Raw genomic sequence first — 23,266 nt, forward strand, 5'->3', positions numbered from 1 at the left:
GGCGCTACACTATGAAGATCTGTTGGCGACCTGCTTTATCGGTGAGCGCCAGCAGGCGCTCGTCGTTTGACGACTATTCAGCATTGTGTGATTGATAAGTGAGTGTTTCCCCATGATCCCCGCCCTGTCACTTCGTGCCCTAGAGCGCAACGACCTGCGCTTTGTCCACGAACTTAATAACAACCAGAGCATCATGTCGTACTGGTTTGAAGAGCCTTACGAGTCGTTTGATGAACTCGAAGAGCTGTATAACAAGCATATTCACGATAATGCAGAACGGCGCTTTGTTGCCGAAGACAGCGCGGGCCGAGCCATTGGCTTGGTGGAGCTCATTGAGATTGACTACATCCACCGCAGCGCCGAGTTTCAAATTATCATTACCCCAGAGCATCAGGGGAAAGGGTTTGCCCGTTCACTGATCCGTCAGGCGTTGCACTACTCATTTACGATTTTAAACCTTCACAAGGTTTATTTGATTGTGGCGGTGCAGAACGTCAAAGCCATTCATCTGTATGAAGAGAGTGGATTTATTGAAGAGGGGCACTTGGTGCAGGAGTTCTTCATCAACGGGAAATACCGTGATGTAAAGCGCATGTATATTTTGCAAGACACCTATTTGACTCAATTAGTCGAGCAGCCGGAGGAAGAGGGCGGCTGGGGCTAACAAGGCGGCCCCGGCGGTTGACGGTTTCAAACCTGCCGGGGCGCTCGACGCTGTTTACTGCTGACGCATATACGCCGCTAGGGCATCAAAGGCAGCGCGCTGCTGCTGCGCACGCTTTGCCCAGACTTCCATAACATCGACTTCCATGGCCGGGTGTTGAGTAGAGGCATTTTGCATGGCGAAGACTCCTGGTGCAGAGGTAAAGGGATCATTTTTGTTATACACAGCTTGCGTTGTGCGATGCAGTAAATTAGCTGTGATATGAATATTAGGCGCTTTAGCAAGGCGTGGCTAGTCCAAAAGATGTAAGTGATATGCCATGGCGTGTAAGAAATAGCTTACAAAACGGGACAAAGAAGCGCTGCTTCTTCCTAGCTTGTTGAATGGAAAAGATTTTCATAATACAAAAAAGCCGACAGAGGGTGTCGGCTTGGGGTGTTATCTTTTCGTCTATAGGGGATATAACAGTCGAGCAAAACGCTCGTTAGCAGTAAAAGTTTGCGAGTGCGTCATTGGCGGCGCGCTGCCACTGCGCCTGACATTGCCAAAACGCGAGCACTTCATCATTACGTGCTGGGATTGCCTTTGAGATTGTCATCACATGGTCCTCCTGTGGGACAACCTTACCAGTATAGTCTCTTTTTGTTGCGGTGCAGCATTTCGTTGAGGACGACGTGCTCAAGAGATACACAGCATGGCGATGCTTAGTGATAAAGCGTTCACCTTGGCTAGTTGGGTGGTGCTGCCGCTTAAAAGCAACTTCTTAAAACGTTAGCGGCGTACTACATGCTATGTTGGCTGTGAGCTCATTACACACTAACAACATTAAGAGCCATGCGATGACATCAATGCCCGCTATTCACTATCAAGACCGCTGGGTAAGCGCTCCCGGCGTTTGCCTCTTTACCCGTAGGTGGCAGCCAAATAATCCACGCTCGGATGTCCCGATTGTGCTGTTTCATGATTCTCTAGGCTGTGTAGAACTCTGGCGCAGTTTTCCCGCGGCGCTATGTACCGCCACGCGCCAGCCGGTGATTGCCTATGACCGGCTAGGATTTGGCCATTCCGATGCCAGCGCAACACCGCTACCACTGAGCTTTATTGACGATGAACCTACCGGTAGCTTTGCAGCGCTTTGCCAGGCCTATCAGATCACGCGCTTTATTGCCCTAGGGCACAGCGTGGGTGGCTGTATGGCCGTACATTGCGCTGGGCGTTATGCAACTCAGTGCCAGGGGCTTATCACCATCGCCGCCCAAGCATTTAACGAAACGCGCACAAGGCGCGGTATCGAAGAGGCACAAGCGGCTTTTCAGGCGCCGGAACAGTTCGCCAAACTGGCCAAGTACCACGGCGACAAAGCCCGCTGGGTACTCAACGCCTGGGTGGAAACATGGCTAAGCCCCGCGTTTGCAGAGTGGTCACTTATCCCGGCGCTTGAACAGGTACAGTGCCCGACACTCGTGCTGCATGGCGAAAAAGACGAGTACGGGTCTCATCGTCAGCCAGAGCGTATTGCCCGCTATACCCAAGGCCCCGCTCACTGCGAAATGCTGCCCGGTATCGGTCATATTCCTCACCGGGAAGCCGAAGCCGTGGTGGTCGAGTTTGCCCGCCAATTTATCGCTCGCCTTGCCTATTAACGGCTTAAGCCCAAGTCCAAGTCAGCACCATGAGAGACGTTCTATGCGTTTAAGAGTCTTATCCGATCTTCATTTAGAGCATTTTGACGGACACCGCGAACTGCCGCCTGCCGAGGCGGATGTGGTGGTGTTGGCAGGGGATATTCATCGCAGAGCAGAAGGGCTGGCATGGGCACGGCAGCAGTTTCCCGACCTGCCGATTCTCTACGTGCCGGGCAACCATGAGTTCTACGGCACCTGCATGCCGCTGCTGCGCCAAGAGCTAGCGCTAGAAGCTGCTCGGTATGATATTGAGCTGCTAGATAATCGCAGCGTGACCATTGGCGGAGTACGCTTTTACGGCACGACGCTCTGGACAGATTTTGCGCTCTATGCCGACGACCCCACCCGCAATCCATTAGAGACCGAAGCGAAAGCGCTGCGCTACATGCCCGATTTTCGCATTATTACCACGGCACCTGGCCAAGTGTTCACGCCCCAAGCCAGCCAAGATATCCACCGTGAGGCGCTAGAGTGGTTGAGTCGCGAGCTTCAACAACCTTTCGATGGCCCCCGCGTCGTGGTGAGCCATCATGCACCACTGCACGGTTGCATTCCCGAGCAGTACATAGGTGACGCGCTCTCGCCCGCCTTTGCCTCCCACCTCCCGCAACTGATGGGCAAGATGGATCTTTGGATTCACGGCCACGTTCACGAACCGGTGGATACACGACACAGCGGCACGCGCGTCATCGCCAATCCGGGCGGTTATCCGGAGGAGTTTTCGCCGCCGCTGTTTCGGCCTGATTGGGTGGTCACGGTGGGCGAATAAGGGCTGAAATAACGCGCTGCCCTATAACCTAGCTACACTCCTACCTGTGACGATAACAGTTGCTCATACAACCACAGGGAGTGATAGGCGATGGAAATATTAGAAACAGTGCTAGGGCCACTTCGTGATGGTTTATATGCGGTCATGATGCCCGTCAGCAACTTTATCTGGAGCTACATTCTTGTTTACCTGCTGCTTGGTGCTGGCCTGCTGTTCACCATCATGACGCGTGGTATGCAGTTTCGTCTGTTTCGACACATGGCGTATGTGACCTTTACCGCACGCGGCGCAGGTGACGGCATCAGTGGCTTTCAGGCGTTCGCGACTTCCATGGCCGCACGGGTCGGTACCGGTAATTTGGCGGGGGTCGCTTTGGCGCTGTGGATTGGTGGCCCTGGGGCGATCTTTTGGATGTGGGTGACCGCGCTATTAGGGTTTGCAACGTCGTTTATCGAATCGACGTTGGCGCAGGTGTATAAGCACCGCCATGAAGATGGCGTCTTTCGCGGTGGTCCGGCGTTCTATATAGAGCGTTGCCTGGGCTGGCGCTGGTTGGGGTCATTGTTCGCGGTGTTCTTGATCATTGCCTACGGGCTGGCATTCAACGCGGCGCAATCCAATACCATTGCCCAGGGCATGAACGGTGCGTTTGGTGTTCCTAACTGGATGAGCGGCGTGGTCATTGCCGTGTTGGCAGGCTTTGTCATCTATGGCGGCCTGAAATCGGTAGCACGTACGGCCGAGAAGATTGTGCCGGTGATGGCGATTGCCTATCTGCTGGTGGCGCTATGGATTCTGTTTGCCAACCTCTCCGCCGTGCCCGACATGCTGTCGCTGATCGTGATGAGCGCCTTTGGCTTAGGCCCGGCGGTAGGTGGCGCGGCGGGTTACGCCATTAAAGCCGCCATGGAAAACGGCATCAAGCGGGGGTTGTTTTCCAATGAGGCGGGTATGGGCTCGACCCCGAACGCAGCCGCCCAGGCCACCGTGAAGCACCCAGCGGCTCAAGGGCTGGTGCAATCCTTTGGTGTCTTTGTCGATACCATCGTGATTTGTAGCTGCACAGCGGTGGTGATTCTGCTCTCCGGTGTGTACGAGCGGCTGCTGTCCGAGTCGCCGGGGGAGAGCATCGAAGGGATCCAGCTCACCCAAGATGCCATGGTGGACCACCTGGGGAGCTTTGGTGAGATCTTTATCGCCATCGCGATTCTGTTCTTTGCCTTTACCTCCATTCTGGCGAACTTCTCGTTCTCGTCAGTGAACATTGAATACCTGTTCCGCCGCCACGCCAAAAAAGCGGTCGGTGTGTTTAAGATCATTATCCTCGCCATGGTATTGCTGGGCTCCGTTGCCGAACTCAGCGTGGTCTGGGATTTTGCCGACCTAGCCATGGGGCTAATGGCCACCACCAACCTGTTTGCCATTTTATTGATGGCCCCGATTGCGGTCTCGGTGTTGAAGGATTACGAGCGCCAGCGTCGCCAGGGCATCGAGGAGCCGCTGTTCGACCCCGCGATACTCAAAAACCCAGAGTTGGTGGATGAGGATGTGTGGCCGGTAAAAGAAGAGAAACCGGTAGACCGGTAAGCGAGTAAAGAGCGGCCTTCGAGCCGCTCTTTACGTGTCAGGGGTTAGCTAGCGGATTTCTCCACCAGCAGCCCACAAGAGGGCGCTGCCCAGCGGTTGTCAGCGGTGAACACCACGTCGCATACCACCGGCGAGTAGTAGCGGCGCACTTCTTCATCGATGCGCTGACGCAGCGCGTCTTGGTTTGCCAGTGTCGCCTCTGGGAGGTCTTTGGGGAGTACCACGTGGACGATGACGTAAAGCAGGCGGCCGGGGCGCACCATACGCACGCGCACTTCCAGAGTATCGATGTCGGCAAGGCCACGGGCGACGGCTTGGCGCACCGGTTCAGCGACGGCTTCTTCCGGGGTTTTGTTGAGCAGCTCTCTTAACGCTTGCGACGCCATACGTACGGGCACCCCCAGGCAGAGCACCACCACTGCAATCACCAACACAGAATCCACATAGGGCAAAACAGCTTGCCAGCCGAAGCGTTCAAAAAGCATCACTAAGCAAAAAGCCGCCAGTACGGCCCCTGAAATCACGCTGTTGACCAGCCAGTTTAGTTTGTCGGCGGCGACCAAGGGGCTACTGACATGGCGCTGGCTGCGATGCATGACCCAGGCGGTCAGCGAGCAGGCGGCGGTCGCAAACAGCGCATAAATCACCGCAAGCCCCGCTGAAATTTCCCGCCCGCCAGTCAGCAGCGCCGCTACGGCATCCACAAGCGCGAAGATCGATACCCCCAAAATCAGCAAACCTTTGCATAAATTAACCAGCGACTCGAAGTAGCTGTAGCCAAAGGGGTACGACTCACTATCCGGGCGGCTGGCAAGCTTGCTGACCTTGATGGTCACCAGCGCTACGCTAAAGTAGATAAGATTGAACAAGCCATCCAATAGGATGGCCTGTGAGTTCGAGGCCAGGGTGGCCACGATACCGGCACAGCCAATGAGCAGCGCCATGAAGGCGGAAAAGGCTAACGTACTGGATTCTGTCTTCACGAACGTATGGCTCCCATGCCTACCGAATCAAGAGGCTGGCAAGCATAGCAACTTTGCCCTGATGATACCGCTGAATGAACGCCTCGCAGAGCTATTTGGCAACCGGGAAAGCGTTGTACTAGCCTTGAATGACGTTTTCCGTAAACGCCAGACCAGGAGGTTGATGCGATGCCATTTCTGAATGCAGGGACGGAGCAGGGCACACCGGTTGAGATTTATTACGAGGTTCACGGGGCAGGTAAACCAGTCGTACTGATTCACGGTTGGCCACTGAGCGGCCGCTCTTGGGAGAAGCAGGTGCCTGCGCTGGTGGATGCGGGCTACAAGGTGGTGACCTATGACCGCCGTGGTTTTGGCCGTTCGACCCAAGCGGATGGCGGTTATGACTACGATACCCTCGCCTCTGACCTAAAAAAACTGCTGGACGCGCTGGATCTCAACGACGCGACCCTGGTGGGCTTCTCCATGGGCGGCGGCGAAGTCGCGCGCTATTTGTCGAGCTACGGCACCGAGCGTGTTAATAAAGCGGTGTTGGCAGCGGCGGTGCCGCCGTATCTGTATAAAACCGACGATAACCCGGAAGGCGGTCTAGACGATGCCACGATTAACCAGTTCCTGGAAGGCGTAAAGGGTGACCGCATCGCCTTCTTGGATGACTTTACCAAAAGCTTCTTTACCGCCAATGACAAGAGCGACCTGATTAGCGAACCGAATCGGCTCTATCATCGCGATATCGCGGCGTTCGCCTCGCCCAAAGCGACCTACGACTGTATCAAAGCGTTTAGCTACACCGACTTCCGCAAGGATTTACCCAAGATCGACCTTCCGACGCTGGTCCTTCATGGGGATTCAGACGGCATCGTACCGCTGGAAGTGAGCGGCAAACGCGCCATCGAGCTGCTGCCCAACGCTTCGCTAGAGGTGATCGAGGGTGGCCCGCACGGGCTTAACGCGACTCACCCTGAGGCGTTCAATCAGGCGCTGATTCGGTTTCTGGATCAATAAGTAGCATTCACTCTCAAACAGCCGCGCCGCCTGGATAGGCGGCGCGGCTGTTTGCATTGCAGGTGGCGTTGTAGAAGCAAGCGTTCGGCTAGCCTTCCACCCATACTTCATCGCCTTTGAAGGCGACGCGCCAAGTGCGTAGCTGTACCTCATCCTCCTCCAGGCATTGGCCATCTTCCAGGCGGAAGTGCTGTTTGTAGATCGGAGAGGCCACCACGGGGCTGCCTTTGATATCGCCGATGATACCGCGGGCAATCACATAGGCCTTTGAGAAAGGATCGAAGTGATCCAGGGCATAGAGCTCTTGCGCGTGGCCGGGCAAATAGAACAGCGCCACTTGGGCAGGGCCTGCCGAGGTAGCCAGCCATGCGGCGACGCCGGAAAAGGCCACGAGGTCTGCTCTGGTGCAGAGCGGCTGCCAAGTGTCGTTGCGGTTCGTCGGTTTAAGTGCGGTGGCGGTCATGGTCGTCCTCGATTCGGTGGTCACTGGGTTAAGCAGGGCGTAGCTGGCCGCGCTCGGAAGTCATGATGATGGAAGGGTCGGGCCGTGCATCGTTCACGAAACTTCTAAAACGCTTGAGCTTTTCCGGGTCGCTGATGGCGTTGGCCCACTCGCACTGGTAGCTATCCACCACGTGCTGCATTTGGCGCTCCAGCTCATCACTGATACCCAGGCTATCTTCCAGAATCACCTCTTTCAGGTAGTCCAGGCCGCCTTCCAGGTTTTCCCGCCATACCGAGGTGCGCTGCAAACGGTCGGCGGTGCGCACATAGAACATCAGAAAACGGTCAATGGTGCGGTAGAGCTGCTCGTCATCCAAATCGGTGGCGAAGAGTTCTGCATGGCGGGGGCGCATGCCGCCGTTGCCGCACACGTAGAGGTTCCAGCCGTTTTCGGTGGCGATAATGCCAATGTCTTTGCTCTGCGCTTCGGCGCACTCGCGGGTACAGCCGGAAACTCCGAACTTGATCTTGTGCGGTGCGCGCAGGCCCTTGTAACGGTTCTCTAACTGAATCGCCATGCCGACGCTGTCCTGTACGCCGTAGCGACACCAGGTGCTGCCTACACAGGATTTCACCGTGCGCAGCGACTTACCGTAGGCGTGGCCGGTCTCAAAGCCCGCTTCAATCAGTTCGCCCCAAATGGCCGGCAGGTCTTCTAACCGCGCGCCGAACAGGTCAATGCGCTGGCCACCGGTAATCTTGGTGTAGAGCTGGTACTTCTGGGCCACTTGCCCTAGCACCACTAGCTTGTCGGGGGTAATTTCACCGCCCGCAATGCGCGGCACCACCGAGTAGGTGCCGTTTTTCTGCATATTGGCCATGAAGGTGTCGTTGGTGTCCTGCAGCGGCACGTGGGCGGCATCGGTAATCGGTTCGTTGAAGCAGGAGGCGAGAATCGAGGCCACCGCCGGTTTGCAGATATCGCAGCCGAGGCGATGCGTCTCGGCATTGCCGTGCTGTTCCATTAGCTCGCTGAATGTCTTGATGCCTTCGACACGCACGATGTCGTAAAGCCCCTGGCGGGTATGGGCGAAGTGCTCGCAGATCGATTTATCCACTTCGACGCCGCGGGCCTCCAATTCGTGATCCACCACGCTTTTGAGCAGCGCCGCACAGCCGCCGCAGCCGGTGCTGGCTTTGGTCGCGCCTTTAACGCTGCCAAGGTCAGTCGCGCCCGCGTCGATGGCGCTGCAGATGCTGCCTTTCGTCACGTTGTGGCAGGAGCAGATCATCGCCGTTTCCGGCAAGGCATCCGGCCCCAGCGCCGGGGCAGCACCGCTTTGTTGGGGCAGAATGAGCGATGCGGGTTCCTTAGGCAGCTCGATGCCGTTGGCGTAGTACTGCAACAGCGTGTCGTAGACACTGTTATCGCCCACCAGCATGGCCCCCAGCAGCTTCTTACCGTCGCTGGTGACGACCAGCTTGCGGTAGACCTGGGTGAGAGGGTCCAGGTAGCGGAACATGCGGGCGCCAGGGTTTTGGTTGCCGTGGGCATCGCCAATAGAACCGACATCCACGCCCAGCAGTTTTAGTTTGGTGCTCATATCGGCACCGCTAAAACAGGTATCGCCCCCCGTCAGCGTGGCGACGGCCGTTTTGGCCATTTGGTAGCCAGGTGCCACGAGCCCAAAGATACTCTGATTCCACAGCGCTACCTCGCCGATGGCGAGGATATTCGGGTCGTTGGTGCGGCACTGGTCATCGATCACCACGCCGCCGCGCTCGCCAATGGTCAAGCCGCACTCCCGGGCGAGCGTATCCTGGGGGCGAATACCGGCGGAAAAGACGATCAGGTCGGTTTCCAGCACTTTGTCGTCTTGGAAGACCATCAGCAGGCGGCTGGTGTCGCCGGGTTCGATACGCTGGGTGGCCCGTTCGGTGAGTACCTGAACGCCGAGAGCTTCGATTTTCTCTTTCAGCAGCTCGCCGCCTTCGCTATCTACCTGCATGGGCATCAGGCGCGGGGCGAACTCCACCACGGCGGTGTCCAGGTTCAGTCCGCGCAGCGCGTTGGCGGCTTCCAAACCGAGCAAACCGCCACCGACCACCACGCCGTTGGTGGCGTTTTTGGCCGCTGCCTGAATGGCATCCAAGTCATCCAACGTACGGTAGACCAAGCAGCCTTCGCTGTCGTTGCCGGGAATGGGCGGCACAAAGGGAAAAGAGCCGGTGGCCAGCACGAGCTGGTCATAGGCGTAGTGGCCCTGTTCGGTCACCACCAGCTGCTGTTCGCGGTCAATCGCGGTGACCGCTTCGCCGCTGCGTAGTTGAATGCCGTGGGTGTGGTAGTAATCGCCATCGCACAGCGCCAGTGACTCCGCATCGCGGCCGCTAAGGTACTCGGATAAGTGCACGCGATCGTAGGCGCGGTGGCGCTCTTCGCCAAAAATCGTCACCTCAAACCCCGCCAGCGCGCCGCTTTCTACGAGCTGCTCGGCAAAATGGTGGCCGACCATGCCGTTACCCACAATGATCAGCTTTTGCGTGTTGGAAGACGTGGTTGGAGTAGACATTGTGTGATTCACCATAGCTAAGCCGCCTCACGGGTGAGAGATAAAGGGGAGGACAGGGTGTCGAGAGGGTTGTCGAAATGGCTATCGAGCGCTGTTTGGGCATCGGTTGCGCCAAACAGCAGCAGGTGGCGGCACGCGGTTAAGTCGGTCGCGGCCAGCGCCTGCTCGAAATACCAGGGGCCGTGGCGGGTATCGCCATACAGCACCGCGCCGATAAGGCGGCCTTGATGGAGCAGCAGGCGGCAGTAGTCGCCGGTTTCCGGGTCTTGATAACGAAGCTCTTCGTACTTGGCGGCGGCCTCGGTGGGGCCAAAGGCAAACAGGCTCACTCCGCTGACCTTGAGTTTGGTGGCCGTGGGGGCTTCTTGATACGCCGCTGGGTGTTCACCACACAGCACGGAGGCCAGCACTGCTACCTGTCGCCAAATTGGCTCCACCAGCCCGTAAGTGTGCTGCTCGAATTGGCAGCATTCGCCCAGCGCATAAATGTGGTCGTCTGAGGTGGTGAGGTGCCCATCCACTACAATGGCGCGCTCGTACATAAGCCCGCTTTGCTGGCCTAGCTCCGCATTGGGGGTAATGCCCGCCGCCACAACCACGCTGTCGGCAGGTAGCTTTCGACCATCGCTTAGCGTGACCGACTGCACCCGCCCGTGGCCGTTATCTACCAAGGCAGCCAGCGATGCGCCGGTTTCAATGGAGATGCCGCGCTCGCGCAGCGTGGCTTCCAGCAATTGGGCGGCGGTGGTGTCTAGCTGGCGGTTCATCAACCGCTCGCTGCGCTGCAAAACGCTGACGGTGAGCGCGCTACCGCCCCGTTTGCGCAGCCCTTCAGCGGCTTCCAATCCAAGTAAGCCGCCGCCAATCACCACGGCGTTGCCGCCTTGTTGGGCAATAGCTTCTAAGGCGTCGGCATCGCGCAGGTCACGAAACGTGTGAACACCGTCAAGCGTGATGCCAGGCACCGCTGGCAGCGTGGGGCGCGAGCCAGTGGCCAGCACCAAGTGGTCATAGTGCAGGGTGTCGCCGCGATGCGTGATGAGCAGGCGGCGTTCGCGGTCAATGGCGGTCACGCGGTCGCCAAGCGTCAGTGTGATGTTGTTATCAGCGTACCAGGAGGCGTCTTGCAGAGTGAGCGCCTCGGGGGCCAGTTCGCCCGCCAGTAAAGGAGAGAGCAAAATGCGGTTATAGGCAGGTACCGGCTCCTCACCCACAACTGTGATACGGCGGGGGCGCTGCGGATGGTTAACCAGCGCTTCAAGTAGTCGGTGGCAAGCCATGCCGTTACCGATAATGACGAGATGTTCGTTCGGTGAGCACCGGGAAGCGGTTTCCATAGGTAGCTCCTGTGGTTGAAGCATATGTGGTTGAAACATAAGGTTCAGCAAATAAAAAACGCCCCTGACACAGGCCTCTCAAGGAGGAGTGTCAGGGGCGTCGTTGCCCGTTGGCATCTTTGATAACGCACAGCAACCGCCGTTGGCTGCCGAACTGTCTTACCTTACGGTGAGCAAAAAGCCCGCCAGCTTTTGCTGCAGTTGAATTAAACGCAGTCTAATCAGGGTATTAAGCGTTTTTGAAGAGGCGGCAGGCCGCTTATGGTTAGCTAGGCTTGCCCTACTTTGGTGCTTAAGCGGCGGTTAATGCACTCTCTTCAACCGCTTATTCGACAAAGGGCATTCCTTTGGCGAGTGGTAGAAATGCAGGGTGCGTTTTTAAGTAATTGTTTATTAAATGCTTTAATGGTTTTAGAGCAGCGTGGGCGCAGGGTTTGCAGTTATTCTGGTAACAAGCAATAACGGCTCAGTGCAGGGTCTTTGCCCATAACGATCACAACGACTAATTGCGTCGAACAATACTAACTGCAGCAAATCACTGATGAGTACGGCACCCGGTAAGCGGTGCCCCTGAGACAACGGCGTCCAGGCAGGCTTCTTTCGAGGCTGGCTTGGGCGCTTTTTGCGTTTTAACGCCGGAGGAAACTGCCATGCCACAGGCCAATCGGCTCGCCCGAACCACCTGCCCCTACTGCGGCGTTGGCTGCGGCGTTACCGCCACGCTGGAGAACGGGCAGCTCATCGCCGTCGAAGGAGACCGCGAGCACCCAGCTAACTATGGCCGCCTATGCGTGAAAGGCACCGCGCTGCATGAAACCCTGGGCGAGCAGGGGCGCTTGTTGAAGCCGCGTGTGGATGGCGAGGAGGTCTCCTGGGAGCAGGCGCTCAACGCCACCGCCGAACGCTTGCAGGCGCAGCGCAGCGCCCACGGCCCGCAGTCGGTGGCGGCGTATCTGTCTGGGCAACTCTTAACTGAAGATTATTACGTTGCCAACAAGCTGTTTAAGGGTTTTTTGGGCACCCCTCACCTGGATACCAACTCGCGGCTCTGTATGGCGTCTGCCGTGGCGGGCTACAAGCGCGCCTTTGGTGCCGATGCGGTGCCTTGCAGCTATGAAGACCTAGAAGAGGCGGAGCTAGTGGTGCTGGTAGGGTCGAACCTTGCCTGGAATCATCCGGTGCTCTATCAGCGTTTGAAGGTGGCCAAAGAGCGCAACCCGCTGATGCGGGTCGTGGTGATCGACCCCCGAGTGACTGACACCTGCGAAATTGCCGATCTTTATCTGGGTATTCGACCGGGCAGCGATGCTTACCTGTTTAACGGGCTGTTGGCGTGGATGGCTGACCACCAGCGCCTAGATAGCGTTTACCTGGAGCGACACACCGAAGGGCTGGAAGATGCGCTGAGTGCCGCTCGGCAGAATTCAGGACAGAGTGTAGGAGAGAGTGCAGGAGAGAGTGCAGGCAGCGTGGAAGCCGTCGCCCGCGAGTGTGATGTGGACCCTGAACGCCTGGAAACCTTCTACTACTGGTTTGCCAGCCAGCTGCACGTGGTCACGCTCTACTCCCAGGGGGTGAATCAATCCTCCAGCGGTACCGATAAGTGCAACGCGATTATCAACTGCCACCTAGCGGGCGGGAAAATCGGTTTGCCGGGGGCGGGGCCGTTTTCAATCACCGGCCAGCCCAACGCCATGGGCGGGCGCGAAGTGGGTGGGTTGGCCAATCAACTGGCGGCGCATATGGATTACCACACGCCGGGCGCTCGTGAATTAGTCAGCCGCTTTTGGGCTACTGAGCACTTAACCCCGGCACTGCCTGACGCCCCGGGTTACAAGGCGGTAGAGCTCTTTGATGCCATCGAGCGTGGTGAGATTACCGCCCTGTGGGTGATGGCGACCAATCCGGCGGTGAGCATGCCGGATGGGGAGAAAGTGCGCCGCGCGCTGGCAAAATGCCCGCTGGTAATTGTCTCGGAGTGCGTCGCCAATACCGACCTGCTGCCTTTTGCGGATATCGTGCTGCCCGCGTCGGGTTGGTCGGAGAAAGATGGCACGGTGACCAACTCAGAGCGGCGAATTTCCCGCCAGCGGGGGATGCTGCCTCCCCCCGGCGAAGCGAAGCACGACTGGTGGATACTCTGTGAAGTGGCAAAACGCTTGGGCGTGGGGGAAGCCTTCGATTACACCCATCCGTGGGAGATTTTCGATGAGCACGCACGCCTCTCTGGCTATGAGAATAGCGGCGATACCCAGCGGCTGTTCGATATCTCAGGGCTGGCAGGCCTGGGCCAAGCGGCTTATGATGCGCTCGCACCGATCCAGTGGCCCGTTACTCAGCAGGCACCCCGTGGAACGGCAAGGCTGTTCGAAGATGGCCGGTTTGCTACAGCGAATGGCCGAGCCAAACTGTTGCCGATTACTCCGCGCCCACCGGTACAGCCGCTGAGCGACGACTACCCGCTGCGCTTGAATACCGGCCGCGTGCGGGATCAGTGGCACACCATGACGCGTACCGCCCGTTCGCCGCGTTTGATGAACCACCGCGCCGAGCCGTTCATTGAGCTGCACCCAGACGATGCTGCCCAGGCAGGCGTTACGGATCAAGGCTTGGCTAAGTTGACCGCTGCCGCCGGGGAGTACCGTGGGCGGGTGCGGGTTTCCAACGCCCAGCGCCTAGGCGAAGTGTTCGTGCCGATGCACTGGACCGACTGCTTTACCAAGCAGGGTCGCAGCGGTGCACTGATTAAAGGCTATACCGACCCGCTCTCCGGGCAGCCGGAAGCCAAGCAGGGGGCGGTGGCGGTGAGTAAACTCCCCATTGCTTGGCAGGCGACGCTGCTGCTAGCCAACGAGTTGGATACGCAACCATCGCCCTGGTGTCGCAGCGACTACTGGGCGCGCATTCCGATGGCAAGCTGCACCCGTTGGCAGCTAGCGGATAGCCAGCTGGTCAATGATTGGCTGGCGCAGGTGGAAGCGTGGTGCGGCATGCCTGTCTCTTTATGGTGTGACGACCCGGCAACGGGTAGGCTTCGCGCAGCGGGCGTAGTGAACGGGCGGCTACGCTGGTGGTTGATGGTGGGGCCACCCGATGAGCTGCCCGGGCTTGCCTGGCTTGAAGCGCGCTTCAATGACGCTACCCTGGAGACACAGCACCGTAGACGCCTGCTGGCCGGGTGCGATGATGGTGCCGTGGATACCGGCCCGGTGGTGTGCAGCTGCCACCAGGTTGGCCAAGCCAGCATTGTGAAAGCGATTCATGCGGGCGATACCAGCGTAGAAGCGTTAGGCGCACGACTGGCCTGCGGCATCCAGTGCGGCAGCTGCCTACCCGAACTAAAAGCGATACTTGAAGAGGAGCGGCCCCATGCGCGCGCTAAGCAAACAGCTAACACAGAAGTGGCCTGAAGCGCTGTGGCGCTTGGGTCAGCGGGCGTGGGCGCCTTTTAGTCGCGACACCGCCGCTCGTTTACACCTGCCGTTAAGCGGTGCCTGCCAGCCGGGAACCGTCTATTTAGTCGGCGCAGGCAGCGGCGATGTGGAGCTACTGACGTTAAAAGCCGCGCGGTTGCTGATGCAGGCAGACGCAGTGGTGTATGACCGCCTTGTTGGAGACGAAGTGCTAGGGCTCATTCCTCCGGGCACCGAGCGTTACTATGTTGGCAAAGCCAGCGGCCATCACAGCATGCCTCAGGCGGAGATTGGTGAGCTGATCGTCTCCCTGGCCCAGGCAGGCAAATCGGTAGTGCGCTTGAAGGGCGGCGACCCCGGCGTGTTTGGGCGCATGGGCGAGGAGTTAGCGGCTCTGGCAGAAGCCGGGTTGCCTGCGGAGATTGTGCCGGGCATCACCGCCGCCTCTGCGGCGGCGGCGGGGATGGGGATTCCACTCACCGATCGAGGCCACGCCCAGCAGGTGCGTTTTATTACGGCGCAGCTATGCCGGGAGGGCGGCATGCCGGACTGGGCGACGCTGGCGCGTCAAGACGAGACTTTGGTGTTCTACATGGGGCTCTCCAAAGTGGCGGCCATTTGCCATGGCCTGCGCCAAGCGGGCCTGCCCGATACGTGGCCTATCATGCTGGTGGCCAACGCCAGCCAGCCCGAGCAGCAGTCCCTGGTAGGCACGCTGGCCGATATGCCCGAACGCCTTGCCGCTCAGCCGCTGCCATCGCCCTGCCTCATTATGGTGGGCAGTGTGGTCAGTATGGTGGCCCATAGCCCAGCTGCGACGGGCGCAATAGCGCAGCATGGCCAGCAGGCCTGATGGCGGGATGTTGTTTTTTTACAAAAGAATGTTAAAAGCCAGGGTTGAAGTCCTGGAATGCTCTCCCCACATTTGTTAACACGCTATCAAATGAAGCAAAGGAGAGAAGGGATGCACAACGAAGCTCCGAATCCCGGTTTTGGCACTTTTCGCTTGGAAGGCGACACGTTAACGAAGAGCATTCACGCGGCCCTGGAGGCAGGTTACCGCCATATCGATACCGCTCAGTTTTACGATAACGAAGCGGGCGTTGGTAAAGCGATTGCCTCTAGCTGCGTTCCCCGTGAAGAGATTTTTCTGACCACGAAAGTGTGGTTCGACAAGCTTGAATCCGCCGCGCTTAAAGCCAGCGTCGATGAAAGCCTGGAAAAGCTGGGCACCGACTATGTAGACCTGCTGCTTATTCACTGGCCGTCGCCGGATGATGCGGTGCCTATGGCGGACTACTTAACCGCCTTAAAAGAAGTGAAGCAGGCGGGCAAAGCGCACCATATCGGTGTGTCGAACTTTACCATTGCACAGCTCGATGAAGCAGTGGATATCTTAGGCGCTGGCGAGATCTTTACGAACCAGATTGAGATTCACCCGTTCCTGCAAAATCGCCGGTTAGTGCAGCACTGCAAGAAATTAGGTATTAAAGTCACTGCCTTTATGCCGCTTGCTGTCGGCAAGGTGCTCGAAGAGCCTGCGCTGCAGCGCATCGCGGACGCACACGGGGTCAATCCGGCGCAAGTAACCTTGGCGTGGATCAATCAGCAGGGCTACCTGACCATTCCGTCGTCCACCAAGGCGCGCAACATTCAAAGTAATATCGATGCCTTCAAACTGACGCTGAGTGAGTCGGAAATGGCGCAGATTGGCGAGTTAGATCGTCATGAGCGCATTGCGAATCCAGATTTTGCTCCGCAGTGGGACGACCAACCGTTAGGTAGCTAGGAAAACGCTATCGTAAAACCGCTGCGCCAAGGGGAACTGTTGGCGCAGAGGATGTTCCTAGGGGCGGTGGCTAACATTCGCCGCCCCGATAAGCTTCTCTTAATAAACCAGGAGCAGAGTGTGAAACAGCATAAGGTTCGCGATAACGCGCTGAAAGCCCAGTTACGCACCCCCATGTTCAAAATGCAGCAGCAAATGCCTAAGAAAGGCAAAGGCAGTTACTCTCGCAAAGGGCGTCATGCTCAGAAGGGATCGTCTTCGATCGGTGTTAGCGCCCTGAGAGGGCATCGCCAAGCCGCTCGAATCAGCGTTTTGGCGATGCCTTCCCCAGGCATCGCTGCAGGCAATTTGCCAGTCTGCAGACTCTCATCAGCTTTTGGCCGACCGCAAGGTCGGCTTTTTTAGTTGACGACTTTATCAACAACAGAAAAGCTATTAACTTCCATGCGGTAGCCTGACTGATAGACACTTCTTAGTCTTACACCGTGGCGCCCATCTAGCTCCAGCTTGCGGCGTAAACGGCTAACGTGCGTATCCACCGTTCGTGTGGTGACGTCTCCCTTAATACCCCATACCAATTCAAGTATATGGGGGCGGCTGAGTAGCTCACCGATTTTAGAAAAGAAAAGGGCTGCAAGGCGATATTCCCGCTCAGTCAAATCAATCATCCGTCCTTCGATGCTGATCGTATGATCATCCGTATTAAGATTAAAAGCAGTGGGACAATTGGCTGAAGGTCTAGGCGTTTCGTAACCTGCACGGCGTCCTAGCGCACTCACACGAGCTAAAAACTCTTTAGGGCGTAAAGGTTTAGCCAAAAAATCATCAGCCCCTTGCTCTAGCGCTTGTACGACGTCGTCCTCGCCCTGGCTGGCAGTGATAAAAAGGATCGGGCCTTTCCAACCATCATGTTGGCGCAAATGCCCTACAACATCCATACCGCAACCATCTGGCAATCGCCAGTCGATAATGAGGAAATCGAAACGCTGCTCTTGCGTCGCGCGTCTTAGTTCACTTGCCCTGCCAAAGAGCGATACCTTGTGCCCGGATGACAACAGGCACTGCTCGATAAACGCTTGTTGGTCGAGATCATCTTCCAGCACGCCGATATGCATAGTGAGTTACCTATTTTTATCGTGTGATAAACCTCACACCACCGCAGGAGATATCGTTTTTTGATTCTAGTTGAAGTCAGGTGAGCGACACAAAGGTTTACAGTTAACGCTTATGTCATGGCGCTATACTGAATTCACCACTCAGGAGGGCGGAAAATGAATATTCGTTTGATTAGTAAGGCTTTTTGTTTTATAGCAAGTGCGTTGATTGTCAGTAACGCACACGCCCTCGATGCGCCCCAAGGCAACGTCATTCTCGAAGTGGCGGGTGAGATTACCCACACCAACGTAGGCAATGAAGCGCATTTTGACAAAGCCATGCTAGAAGCACTCGTCCAGCGTACTACTCAGACCAGTACGCCTTGGCACGATGGTGTGGTGAGCTTTGAAGGACCGCTGGGAAGAGCGTTATTAGAAGCCGTGGGCGCTGAAGGGGATCAGATGAAAGTCGTCGCACTTAATGATTACTCTTCTATGGTGCCGGTCAGTGATTTCTACGATCACGAGGTCATTTTGGCCATGCAGGCCGATGGTCGTCCGCTGAGAATCCGAGATCACGGGCCGCTATTTATTATCTATCCTTTCGATGAAAACCCTTCGTTGTTGAATGAAGAGATCCTGACCCGTTCCGTATGGCAAGTAAAACGGATAGAGGTCGAGTAGCGAGCGGTATCGCCAGGTAAATATAATGTTACCCATCCTAAAGCACTATTTTTCGCGTCGAGTGAGGGTCGCTACTTTTTCAGCGATCCTCTTTTTTCTTTCCGCCATCATTATTGGTGGTGTCATTTTTCAGCGCCAACATGCGATTGAAAATAGGTTGCTAGAAAACTTGGTGTGGACAGGTTATCAATTTGACCGAGAAGTGAGAGAGCTGCACATTACTCTCGTTGATATGCAAATTGATAATGCATCTGTGGATGACTTATTGCTTCGTTTCGAAATTCTATATAGCAGGAAATCTCTTTTTCAGCGTGGTGATATTTATCTCGCTGTTTCTAAGATTGAAGGTATTAACGCACTGGTAGAAAAAGCGAGCAAGCTGATCGAGGAAATAGACACTGTTATCGAGCCCCTGTGGGAGGGCTCAACGACTGTTAGCGAGACAATGATTGAGCAGCTACTGAGGAAAGTCATTGAGCTACAGGGCTACACTGGAAATATTTTGACAGATACGAACGCGAGCGTAGCGGCATTAAGGACAGCCGAACGTCAGACGATGACACAGCTATACGCAGTGGCATTGATGATTTTGCTTTCATTAACGCTTTCAGGAGGTTTGTTGGTGAGAGCGTTAATCAGAGAAGGCAAGACCAGCCTTCGAAAAGCACAAGCCCTGGAAGAAAAAAGTAAAGAGCTTAGAGAGACCGCAAAGCGTGCTGAAATGGCCAGTCAGGCGAAGTCTGAGTTTATGGCAGTCATGAGCCATGAAATTCGTACGCCGCTCAATGGTGTCGTAGGCATGGCGGACTTGTTAAGTGAAGAAGTATATACGAACAAAGGGCAGACATATCTATCAGCTCTCAAGCGCAGTGCAGATAGCTTGCGCGCTGTGATCAACGATATTTTGGATTACACCAAGATTGAAAGCGGGCGGTTAGATTTAGATTCGAGACCCTTTGATTTAAGAGAGTGTATCGAGGCACTGTGTACAGGCTACGTGCTTCAGGAGAATACAAAGCCCGTTGTCTTTAGTTATTCTATTGATGCGTCGTTACCCCATTACGTGGTGGGAGATGTTGCACGCCTGCGCCAAGTCCTGATGAATTTGATTAATAACGCATTGAAATTTACACAAGAAGGCTTTGTTAAGTTTCGTGCATCTGTAGATGTGGGCGGCCGACTTCTGTTTGAGGTGCACGATACCGGGTGTGGCATTGCTGCTGAAGATCAAGAGCGTCTTTTTTTAGCCTTCTCTCAAGTCGATACATCCATTGCGCGCCGCCATGAGGGGTCAGGCTTAGGGCTTGCTATCTGCAAGCGGCTTGTGCAGGCCATGGAGGGAGACATCGGTGTGACTAGCCAGGTAGGGCTAGGCAGTCGCTTTTGGTTTTCATTACCGCTAGCAGAAGCCGAATGCATCGATGGCTATTTGCATAGTGAACAACAGATGTTGTTGGCGGAAAATCACCACATTTTAATTGTTGAAGATAACCCGATTAACCAGATTGTCGCTAAGGTGATGCTTGAGCAGCTTGGCCAGCGCGTCACTGTCGCAGACAACGGCCAGCTAGCATTACAGCATCTCCAAGAGGAGTATTCTTCGATTGATCTTGTGTTAATGGATATGCAAATGCCAATTTTGGATGGCCCTACAACAACCCTGCAGTGGCGTGCCTTCGAAGCTGAGCATGCGCTGGATAGGTTACCCATTGTCGCCATGACCGCTAATGTGATGCCTGAGCACCGTGAACGCTGTTATGACAGTGGCATGGATAATATGATTAATAAGCCTTTTACGCGTGTGGAGCTGCAGAGCTTAATTCATCAGTATGTTGCCACTGAGCCATATTCCTGTAAGGGGGAAGAGCTCCAGCCTAACGCGTATGAAAAATTAGATGTTGGCTTGTCTGAAGTTCAGGAAGGTGGTTTGTTGGATGAAAAAATATGCAATGAGTTAAAGGAAATGTTCGATACGGCAGCTCTGAATGTGTTAGTTGATAATTTTATACGCCGCTTGGAAACACGCATGGCCAAGTTGAAAGATGCATGTATGACGGAAGATTACGAATTGCTACGTAAAGAAGCTCATTCACTCAAAGGGGCCGCTGCCTCTTTAGGGTGTGCTGCTATTGCTGACTGTGCTGAAAAGATAGAGAAGCCAGCGAGTGATGGTGGGAGTTGCCTACTATCTTTAATTAATGATTTGGAGGTTGTTAAAGAAAAAACCATCGATGCTTTGATGGTTTACGGATTGCTAGGGGTGAAATAGTTGAAGGTGCAGGTGTGAGATTTACGACACCGTCTTTTTACGCCTTCTATACAGTGTAGAAGGTGCGACGCCTAATGATTTAGCTGCCGACTCGATGCAACCTTGATGCTCCGTAATCGTATTTTCAATAACGCTTTCTTCTATTTCTTTCAATGTTTTTCCTGATGTGTTGATAGTGCCCAAAGACATAATGTCGGGTTTTGCTGGGGCAGTTTTTGAGCTGTATGAAATGCTTGAAGAAATCAGATGCTGCTTATGCAGATCGACTCCTTGGTGAAGAATTGCCGCCCGTCTAAGCGTGTTTTCCAGTTCCCGTACATTACCTGGCCAAACATGGTCGGCTAAAAAACTGACCGCGCTATCCGAAAGCCGACAGGGCAGCGTGTGTTCTTCACTGGTAATGTTAGAGAGCAAATGGTTGGCGATAAGGACGACATCATTGCCCCTCTCCCTTAATGGAGGAAGCTCAATGCTGAGCACATTGAGTCGGTAATACAGGTCTTCTCTAAACTCGCCTTGCTGTACAGCCGCAGAGAGATCACGGTGACAGGCACTGACAATACGACAATCAACGGTCACTGGCTTGGTGCTTCCAACGGGCAAGATGGTGCCTGTTTGCAGGGTTCGTAGCAGTTTTGCCTGAAACACAAGCGGCATATCGCCTATTTCGTCTAGGAACAGCGTTCCGCCATCAGCCGCTTCAAAAAAACCTTTTTGATCGCGTGTAGCGCCGCTAAACGCGCCTTTGATGTGCCCAAACAACATGGACTCAATCAGGGACTCAGGAAACGCAGCGCAGTTAACGGCAATGAATGGTCCATGTGAGCGAGGGCTGCAGTAGTGGATACTACGGGCGACTAACTCCTTTCCTGTACCGCTTTCTCCGTGAAGCCAGAGCGGTGCATGAGAGAGGGCCAGCAATGGAATTTGCTGGCGTAAACTATGCATTGCCTTGCTTTCGCCCAGTAGTAAAGTCTCGGGAGAAGCATCGTTGAGGTTGGAGTGTGATAGTTGCTGTTGAAGCTTATCAATCAGTTTTCCCGTCCAATCCAGTAATGCTTTGCATCCCAAGGGTTTGACCAGACGAACGACCTCCCCACAGGACGCATTTTCTGCGGAGAGATTGTTCGCGGAAATCACCATACACGCAGTAGGTTGATCCAGGTCTCGACAGGTGGTCATGACATCGATACCGGTCATGTCGGGTAATTGATAATCCAAGATGACCGCTGCTGGACCCTGGTACTCCACCAACGTAGAGACCGCTTCACAACCAGTTCTGGCTACTTTTACGTTGTGATAGTGAAGTTTCAATATTGTCTGGTAGAGCGAGGCAGTATCTTCATCGTCTTCTACGATTAACACTAGGTACTGTGCGTTGGTCTCATCTTCTATAGCGCCATCGCTGAGCGTGTGTGCACTAGGTTGTTGATTTTTTTGCTTAGAAGAATGCATGCCCATGATGATGCCCCTATTGATAACTGCCAGGATAAATACAAACCCTGATTTCAGCATATCACCATTTATTGGGCAGGCATGGGCAGAGACATTTGTTAACATTTGTATTGCTTAGAGTATCGCTAATTAATATGACGTTATTCAGCAACACTTTCATCTAAAAGTATTAATTCATTGCTGTCATCTTGCATATTGAGCAGGTTTCTTATTTTTGACAGAGAGTTGGCTTCTGCTTGGTTGGTCTGGTGGTTTTCCGTCATGATTAATCCTTCAGCGCCATCGCCCAGCGTCATTTCAATCTGCTGCCAGTTGCCTACCGCAATGGAGGTAGACGAATTGACAATAATGATGCCTTCGGACGACTCACTCGCTACGGGATCTAAACCGCCAGCCGCTGTGGTTTCACTATTGGCCGCAGGCATGGCGTTGTTTCGTTCACGTGCTTGTCTCCAGCGTGCTTCCTGTAACAATAGTGAACTCTGCGTATTCGCTCGTTCAGGAAAATCGTAGGGATATGGCCCTATCAGCGGGTCACGGTCCCTTGCTTCAACAGAGCTGGTCAACGCTATGGCTAGCAGTAAGCTTGCGCTTACAGCGGTGACGCATTGAATGGCCTGTTGGGCATTTACGGTGAGGACATTCATCTTATTCCTCCTTGGCGCCCATGCGCTGCATGGGCGCCCATCTGTTGCTATGATATTCAGAAATTGCCATCCACGTTGACAGACAGGTTGTTGCCGACCGAGGTAGCAGTTGACGACACGGCAGGGTTAGTGTTGTTAGCCATGCCACTGATACCATCGAACAGCACGGCGTCAACCGTCGAGGTGCTGGTCACTAGGGCAACGGCTAGCTGCTCATTGTTGGCGATGGCGAAGGCATCCTGATCAGAGATCGTGGTGAGATCTAGGCTCAAGTTGTTACCTACGCCAGTAGCAGAGCTATCCACGGTGGCATTGGTGACACCCAGCACTGATGACGATGCGAGGATGGCTCCAGGTACGAGTGCTGTGGTAATCAATGGGTCAACGCTTAGTCCCACGCCTGCGTAGAGCTGGCTATTATCCGTCTGCATGGATACATCCGAGGTGATAGCCCCGTTATTACCGACAGACGTAGCCGCACTTTCTACGGATGCAAGGTCATCAATGGAGTTACCACTGAGCACCGGGATAATCAGGTTATCCACGACGGTGACCAAGCTAGTGGAGGTCATCGCGCCAAAGGCGGTCTGATCGTTTTCGGTTTGTGTTAAGCCCGCAGGTGTGACGTTGACATCGGACAGTGCTGATGTGTCTACCGTGCTGTTAACGGTGGCATCCCATACCCAAGTGACAGAGTCAAAGGCTTGAGCGCTTGATACCGCAGTGATGCCAGCAAAGGCGATAGCTACGGACAGTGCAGTTTTATTGAGAGTTTTCATGACGGCATCCTTTTAGTAAGCCGCGGGATAATGCCCGTCTGCCACTTGACACTCTTCAGTGTCAGCAATGGGCAGGCCGAGACCTTCCG

Annotated in this window: 20 protein-coding genes; 11 read left to right on the plus strand and 9 right to left on the minus strand. The window is 55.2% G+C overall.

Annotation, left to right across the window (positions count from 1 at the left end):
- Positions 1–112: 112 nt before the first annotated feature.
- Entirely contained in the window at positions 113–664 is a 552-nt protein-coding gene (gene speG / locus R0J87_RS07030; RefSeq protein ID WP_498885239.1) for a spermidine N1-acetyltransferase, read from the plus strand.
- 54 nt (positions 665–718) lie between these two features.
- Here the strand turns inward: speG and R0J87_RS07035 are convergent, their stop codons facing one another.
- Positions 719–841: a hypothetical protein gene (locus R0J87_RS07035; protein WP_404344965.1), complete on the minus strand. Its 123-nt coding sequence runs from the start codon at positions 839–841 to the stop codon at positions 719–721.
- Positions 842–1,503: 662 nt separating this feature from the next.
- Between R0J87_RS07035 and R0J87_RS07040 the strand changes: the two genes are divergently transcribed.
- The 3 genes from R0J87_RS07040 to R0J87_RS07050 all read left to right on the plus strand — a co-directional run bounded on the left by R0J87_RS07040 (position 1,504) and on the right by R0J87_RS07050 (position 4,705).
- Positions 1,504–2,307: an alpha/beta fold hydrolase gene (locus tag R0J87_RS07040; RefSeq protein ID WP_498885241.1), complete on the plus strand. Its 804-nt coding sequence runs from the start codon at positions 1,504–1,506 to the stop codon at positions 2,305–2,307.
- 43 nt (positions 2,308–2,350) lie between these two features.
- Positions 2,351–3,118, plus strand: coding sequence for a metallophosphoesterase (locus R0J87_RS07045; protein ID WP_498885242.1), 768 nt, complete (start codon positions 2,351–2,353; stop codon positions 3,116–3,118).
- Positions 3,119–3,208: 90 nt separating this feature from the next.
- Positions 3,209–4,705 carry an alanine/glycine:cation symporter family protein gene (locus R0J87_RS07050; RefSeq protein WP_498885244.1) on the plus strand — a complete coding sequence of 499 codons (1,497 nt, stop codon included), beginning with the start codon at positions 3,209–3,211 and terminating at the stop codon, positions 4,703–4,705.
- A 44-nt stretch (positions 4,706–4,749) separates the two neighbouring features.
- Here the strand turns inward: R0J87_RS07050 and R0J87_RS07055 are convergent, their stop codons facing one another.
- Positions 4,750–5,688, minus strand: a complete 939-nt coding sequence (locus R0J87_RS07055; protein ID WP_404344969.1) for a cation diffusion facilitator family transporter — start codon at positions 5,686–5,688, stop codon at positions 4,750–4,752.
- 168 nt (positions 5,689–5,856) lie between these two features.
- On the opposite strand from R0J87_RS07055, the gene R0J87_RS07060 reads away from it, so the two are divergent.
- Positions 5,857–6,693, plus strand: a complete 837-nt coding sequence (locus R0J87_RS07060) for an alpha/beta fold hydrolase (RefSeq protein WP_498885246.1) — start codon at positions 5,857–5,859, stop codon at positions 6,691–6,693.
- A gap of 88 nt (positions 6,694–6,781) precedes the next feature.
- On the opposite strand, the gene nirD is transcribed toward R0J87_RS07060, so the two are convergent.
- From nirD to R0J87_RS07075, 3 genes are read right to left on the minus strand one after another with little or no spacing between them, the layout of a single operon-like run.
- Positions 6,782–7,156: a nitrite reductase small subunit NirD gene (gene nirD / locus R0J87_RS07065; protein ID WP_498885248.1), complete on the minus strand. Its 375-nt coding sequence runs from the start codon at positions 7,154–7,156 to the stop codon at positions 6,782–6,784.
- 28 nt (positions 7,157–7,184) lie between these two features.
- Entirely contained in the window at positions 7,185–9,710 is a 2,526-nt protein-coding gene (gene nirB / locus R0J87_RS07070) for a nitrite reductase large subunit NirB (RefSeq protein ID WP_498885250.1), read from the minus strand.
- Between the two features lie 17 nt (positions 9,711–9,727).
- The gene (locus R0J87_RS07075) at positions 9,728–11,047 is read right to left on the minus strand and encodes an NAD(P)/FAD-dependent oxidoreductase (protein ID WP_498885252.1); all 1,320 of its coding nucleotides are present in this window, start codon (positions 11,045–11,047) and stop codon (positions 9,728–9,730) included.
- Between the two features lie 650 nt (positions 11,048–11,697).
- Between R0J87_RS07075 and R0J87_RS07080 the strand changes: the two genes are divergently transcribed.
- The 4 genes from R0J87_RS07080 to arfA all read left to right on the plus strand — a co-directional run bounded on the left by R0J87_RS07080 (position 11,698) and on the right by arfA (position 16,654).
- Positions 11,698–14,457, plus strand: a complete 2,760-nt coding sequence (locus R0J87_RS07080) for a nitrate reductase (protein ID WP_498885254.1) — start codon at positions 11,698–11,700, stop codon at positions 14,455–14,457.
- A complete protein-coding gene (cobA, locus tag R0J87_RS07085) occupies positions 14,417–15,313 on the plus strand; it encodes a uroporphyrinogen-III C-methyltransferase (protein WP_404344976.1) in 897 nt (298 codons plus the stop codon). Before R0J87_RS07080 ends, cobA begins: the two co-directional genes overlap by 41 nt.
- 111 nt (positions 15,314–15,424) lie before the next feature.
- Positions 15,425–16,249, plus strand: a complete 825-nt coding sequence (gene dkgB / locus R0J87_RS07090; protein WP_498885256.1) for a 2,5-didehydrogluconate reductase DkgB — start codon at positions 15,425–15,427, stop codon at positions 16,247–16,249.
- 51 nt (positions 16,250–16,300) lie between these two features.
- Complete coding sequence (gene arfA, locus R0J87_RS07095; protein ID WP_498885266.1) at positions 16,301–16,654, plus strand: alternative ribosome rescue factor ArfA; 354 nt, start codon at positions 16,301–16,303, stop codon at positions 16,652–16,654.
- Here arfA and R0J87_RS07100 read toward each other — a convergent pair.
- Positions 16,651–17,364, minus strand: a complete 714-nt coding sequence (locus R0J87_RS07100) for a response regulator transcription factor (RefSeq protein WP_498885257.1) — start codon at positions 17,362–17,364, stop codon at positions 16,651–16,653. The genes arfA and R0J87_RS07100 overlap by 4 nt on opposite strands.
- A 156-nt stretch (positions 17,365–17,520) precedes the next feature.
- Here R0J87_RS07100 and R0J87_RS07105 point away from each other — a divergent pair, with 156 nt between their 5' ends.
- Positions 17,521–18,027 (plus strand): putative pterin-binding protein, encoded by a 507-nt coding sequence (locus R0J87_RS07105; protein ID WP_498885258.1) that lies wholly within the window; start codon positions 17,521–17,523, stop codon positions 18,025–18,027.
- 25 nt (positions 18,028–18,052) lie between these two features.
- Positions 18,053–20,296, plus strand: a complete 2,244-nt coding sequence (locus tag R0J87_RS07110) for an ATP-binding protein (protein ID WP_498885260.1) — start codon at positions 18,053–18,055, stop codon at positions 20,294–20,296.
- A 21-nt stretch (positions 20,297–20,317) separates the two neighbouring features.
- On the opposite strand, the gene R0J87_RS07115 is transcribed toward R0J87_RS07110, so the two are convergent.
- The 3 genes from R0J87_RS07115 to R0J87_RS07125 are packed head-to-tail and all read right to left on the minus strand — an operon-like array spanning position 20,318 to position 23,177.
- A complete protein-coding gene (locus R0J87_RS07115; RefSeq protein WP_498885262.1) occupies positions 20,318–21,856 on the minus strand; it encodes a sigma-54-dependent transcriptional regulator in 1,539 nt (512 codons plus the stop codon).
- A 35-nt stretch (positions 21,857–21,891) separates the two neighbouring features.
- A complete protein-coding gene (locus R0J87_RS07120) occupies positions 21,892–22,398 on the minus strand; it encodes a hypothetical protein (RefSeq protein ID WP_498885263.1) in 507 nt (168 codons plus the stop codon).
- A 56-nt stretch (positions 22,399–22,454) separates the two neighbouring features.
- Positions 22,455–23,177: a hypothetical protein gene (locus R0J87_RS07125; protein ID WP_498885264.1), complete on the minus strand. Its 723-nt coding sequence runs from the start codon at positions 23,175–23,177 to the stop codon at positions 22,455–22,457.
- Between the last annotated feature and the right edge of the window lie 89 nt (positions 23,178–23,266).

Source organism: Halomonas sp. SIMBA_159, from assembly GCF_046536035.1.
GTDB classification, from domain to species: domain Bacteria; phylum Pseudomonadota; class Gammaproteobacteria; order Pseudomonadales; family Halomonadaceae; genus Vreelandella; species Vreelandella venusta_A.

Excerpts from the sequence above, each read along its gene's own strand:
- speG (WP_498885239.1), top strand. The coding sequence starts at position 113 with ATGATCCCCGCCCTGTCACTTCGTGCCCTAGAGCGCAACGACCTGCGC.
- R0J87_RS07035 (WP_404344965.1), bottom strand. The coding sequence starts at position 841 with ATGCAAAATGCCTCTACTCAACACCCGGCCATGGAAGTCGATGTTATG.
- R0J87_RS07040 (WP_498885241.1), top strand. The coding sequence starts at position 1,504 with ATGACATCAATGCCCGCTATTCACTATCAAGACCGCTGGGTAAGCGCT.
- R0J87_RS07045 (WP_498885242.1), top strand. The coding sequence starts at position 2,351 with ATGCGTTTAAGAGTCTTATCCGATCTTCATTTAGAGCATTTTGACGGA.
- R0J87_RS07050 (WP_498885244.1), top strand. The coding sequence starts at position 3,209 with ATGGAAATATTAGAAACAGTGCTAGGGCCACTTCGTGATGGTTTATAT.
- R0J87_RS07060 (WP_498885246.1), top strand. The coding sequence starts at position 5,857 with ATGCCATTTCTGAATGCAGGGACGGAGCAGGGCACACCGGTTGAGATT.
- nirD (WP_498885248.1), bottom strand. The coding sequence starts at position 7,156 with ATGACCGCCACCGCACTTAAACCGACGAACCGCAACGACACTTGGCAG.
- nirB (WP_498885250.1), bottom strand. The coding sequence starts at position 9,710 with ATGTCTACTCCAACCACGTCTTCCAACACGCAAAAGCTGATCATTGTG.
- R0J87_RS07075 (WP_498885252.1), bottom strand. The coding sequence starts at position 11,047 with ATGGAAACCGCTTCCCGGTGCTCACCGAACGAACATCTCGTCATTATC.
- R0J87_RS07080 (WP_498885254.1), top strand. The coding sequence starts at position 11,698 with ATGCCACAGGCCAATCGGCTCGCCCGAACCACCTGCCCCTACTGCGGC.
- cobA (WP_404344976.1), top strand. The coding sequence starts at position 14,417 with ATGCGCGCGCTAAGCAAACAGCTAACACAGAAGTGGCCTGAAGCGCTG.
- dkgB (WP_498885256.1), top strand. The coding sequence starts at position 15,425 with ATGCACAACGAAGCTCCGAATCCCGGTTTTGGCACTTTTCGCTTGGAA.
- arfA (WP_498885266.1), top strand. The coding sequence starts at position 16,301 with ATGTTCCTAGGGGCGGTGGCTAACATTCGCCGCCCCGATAAGCTTCTC.
- R0J87_RS07100 (WP_498885257.1), bottom strand. The coding sequence starts at position 17,364 with ATGCATATCGGCGTGCTGGAAGATGATCTCGACCAACAAGCGTTTATC.
- R0J87_RS07105 (WP_498885258.1), top strand. The coding sequence starts at position 17,521 with ATGAATATTCGTTTGATTAGTAAGGCTTTTTGTTTTATAGCAAGTGCG.
- R0J87_RS07110 (WP_498885260.1), top strand. The coding sequence starts at position 18,053 with ATGTTACCCATCCTAAAGCACTATTTTTCGCGTCGAGTGAGGGTCGCT.
- R0J87_RS07115 (WP_498885262.1), bottom strand. The coding sequence starts at position 21,856 with ATGTTAACAAATGTCTCTGCCCATGCCTGCCCAATAAATGGTGATATG.
- R0J87_RS07120 (WP_498885263.1), bottom strand. The coding sequence starts at position 22,398 with ATGAATGTCCTCACCGTAAATGCCCAACAGGCCATTCAATGCGTCACC.
- R0J87_RS07125 (WP_498885264.1), bottom strand. The coding sequence starts at position 23,177 with ATGAAAACTCTCAATAAAACTGCACTGTCCGTAGCTATCGCCTTTGCT.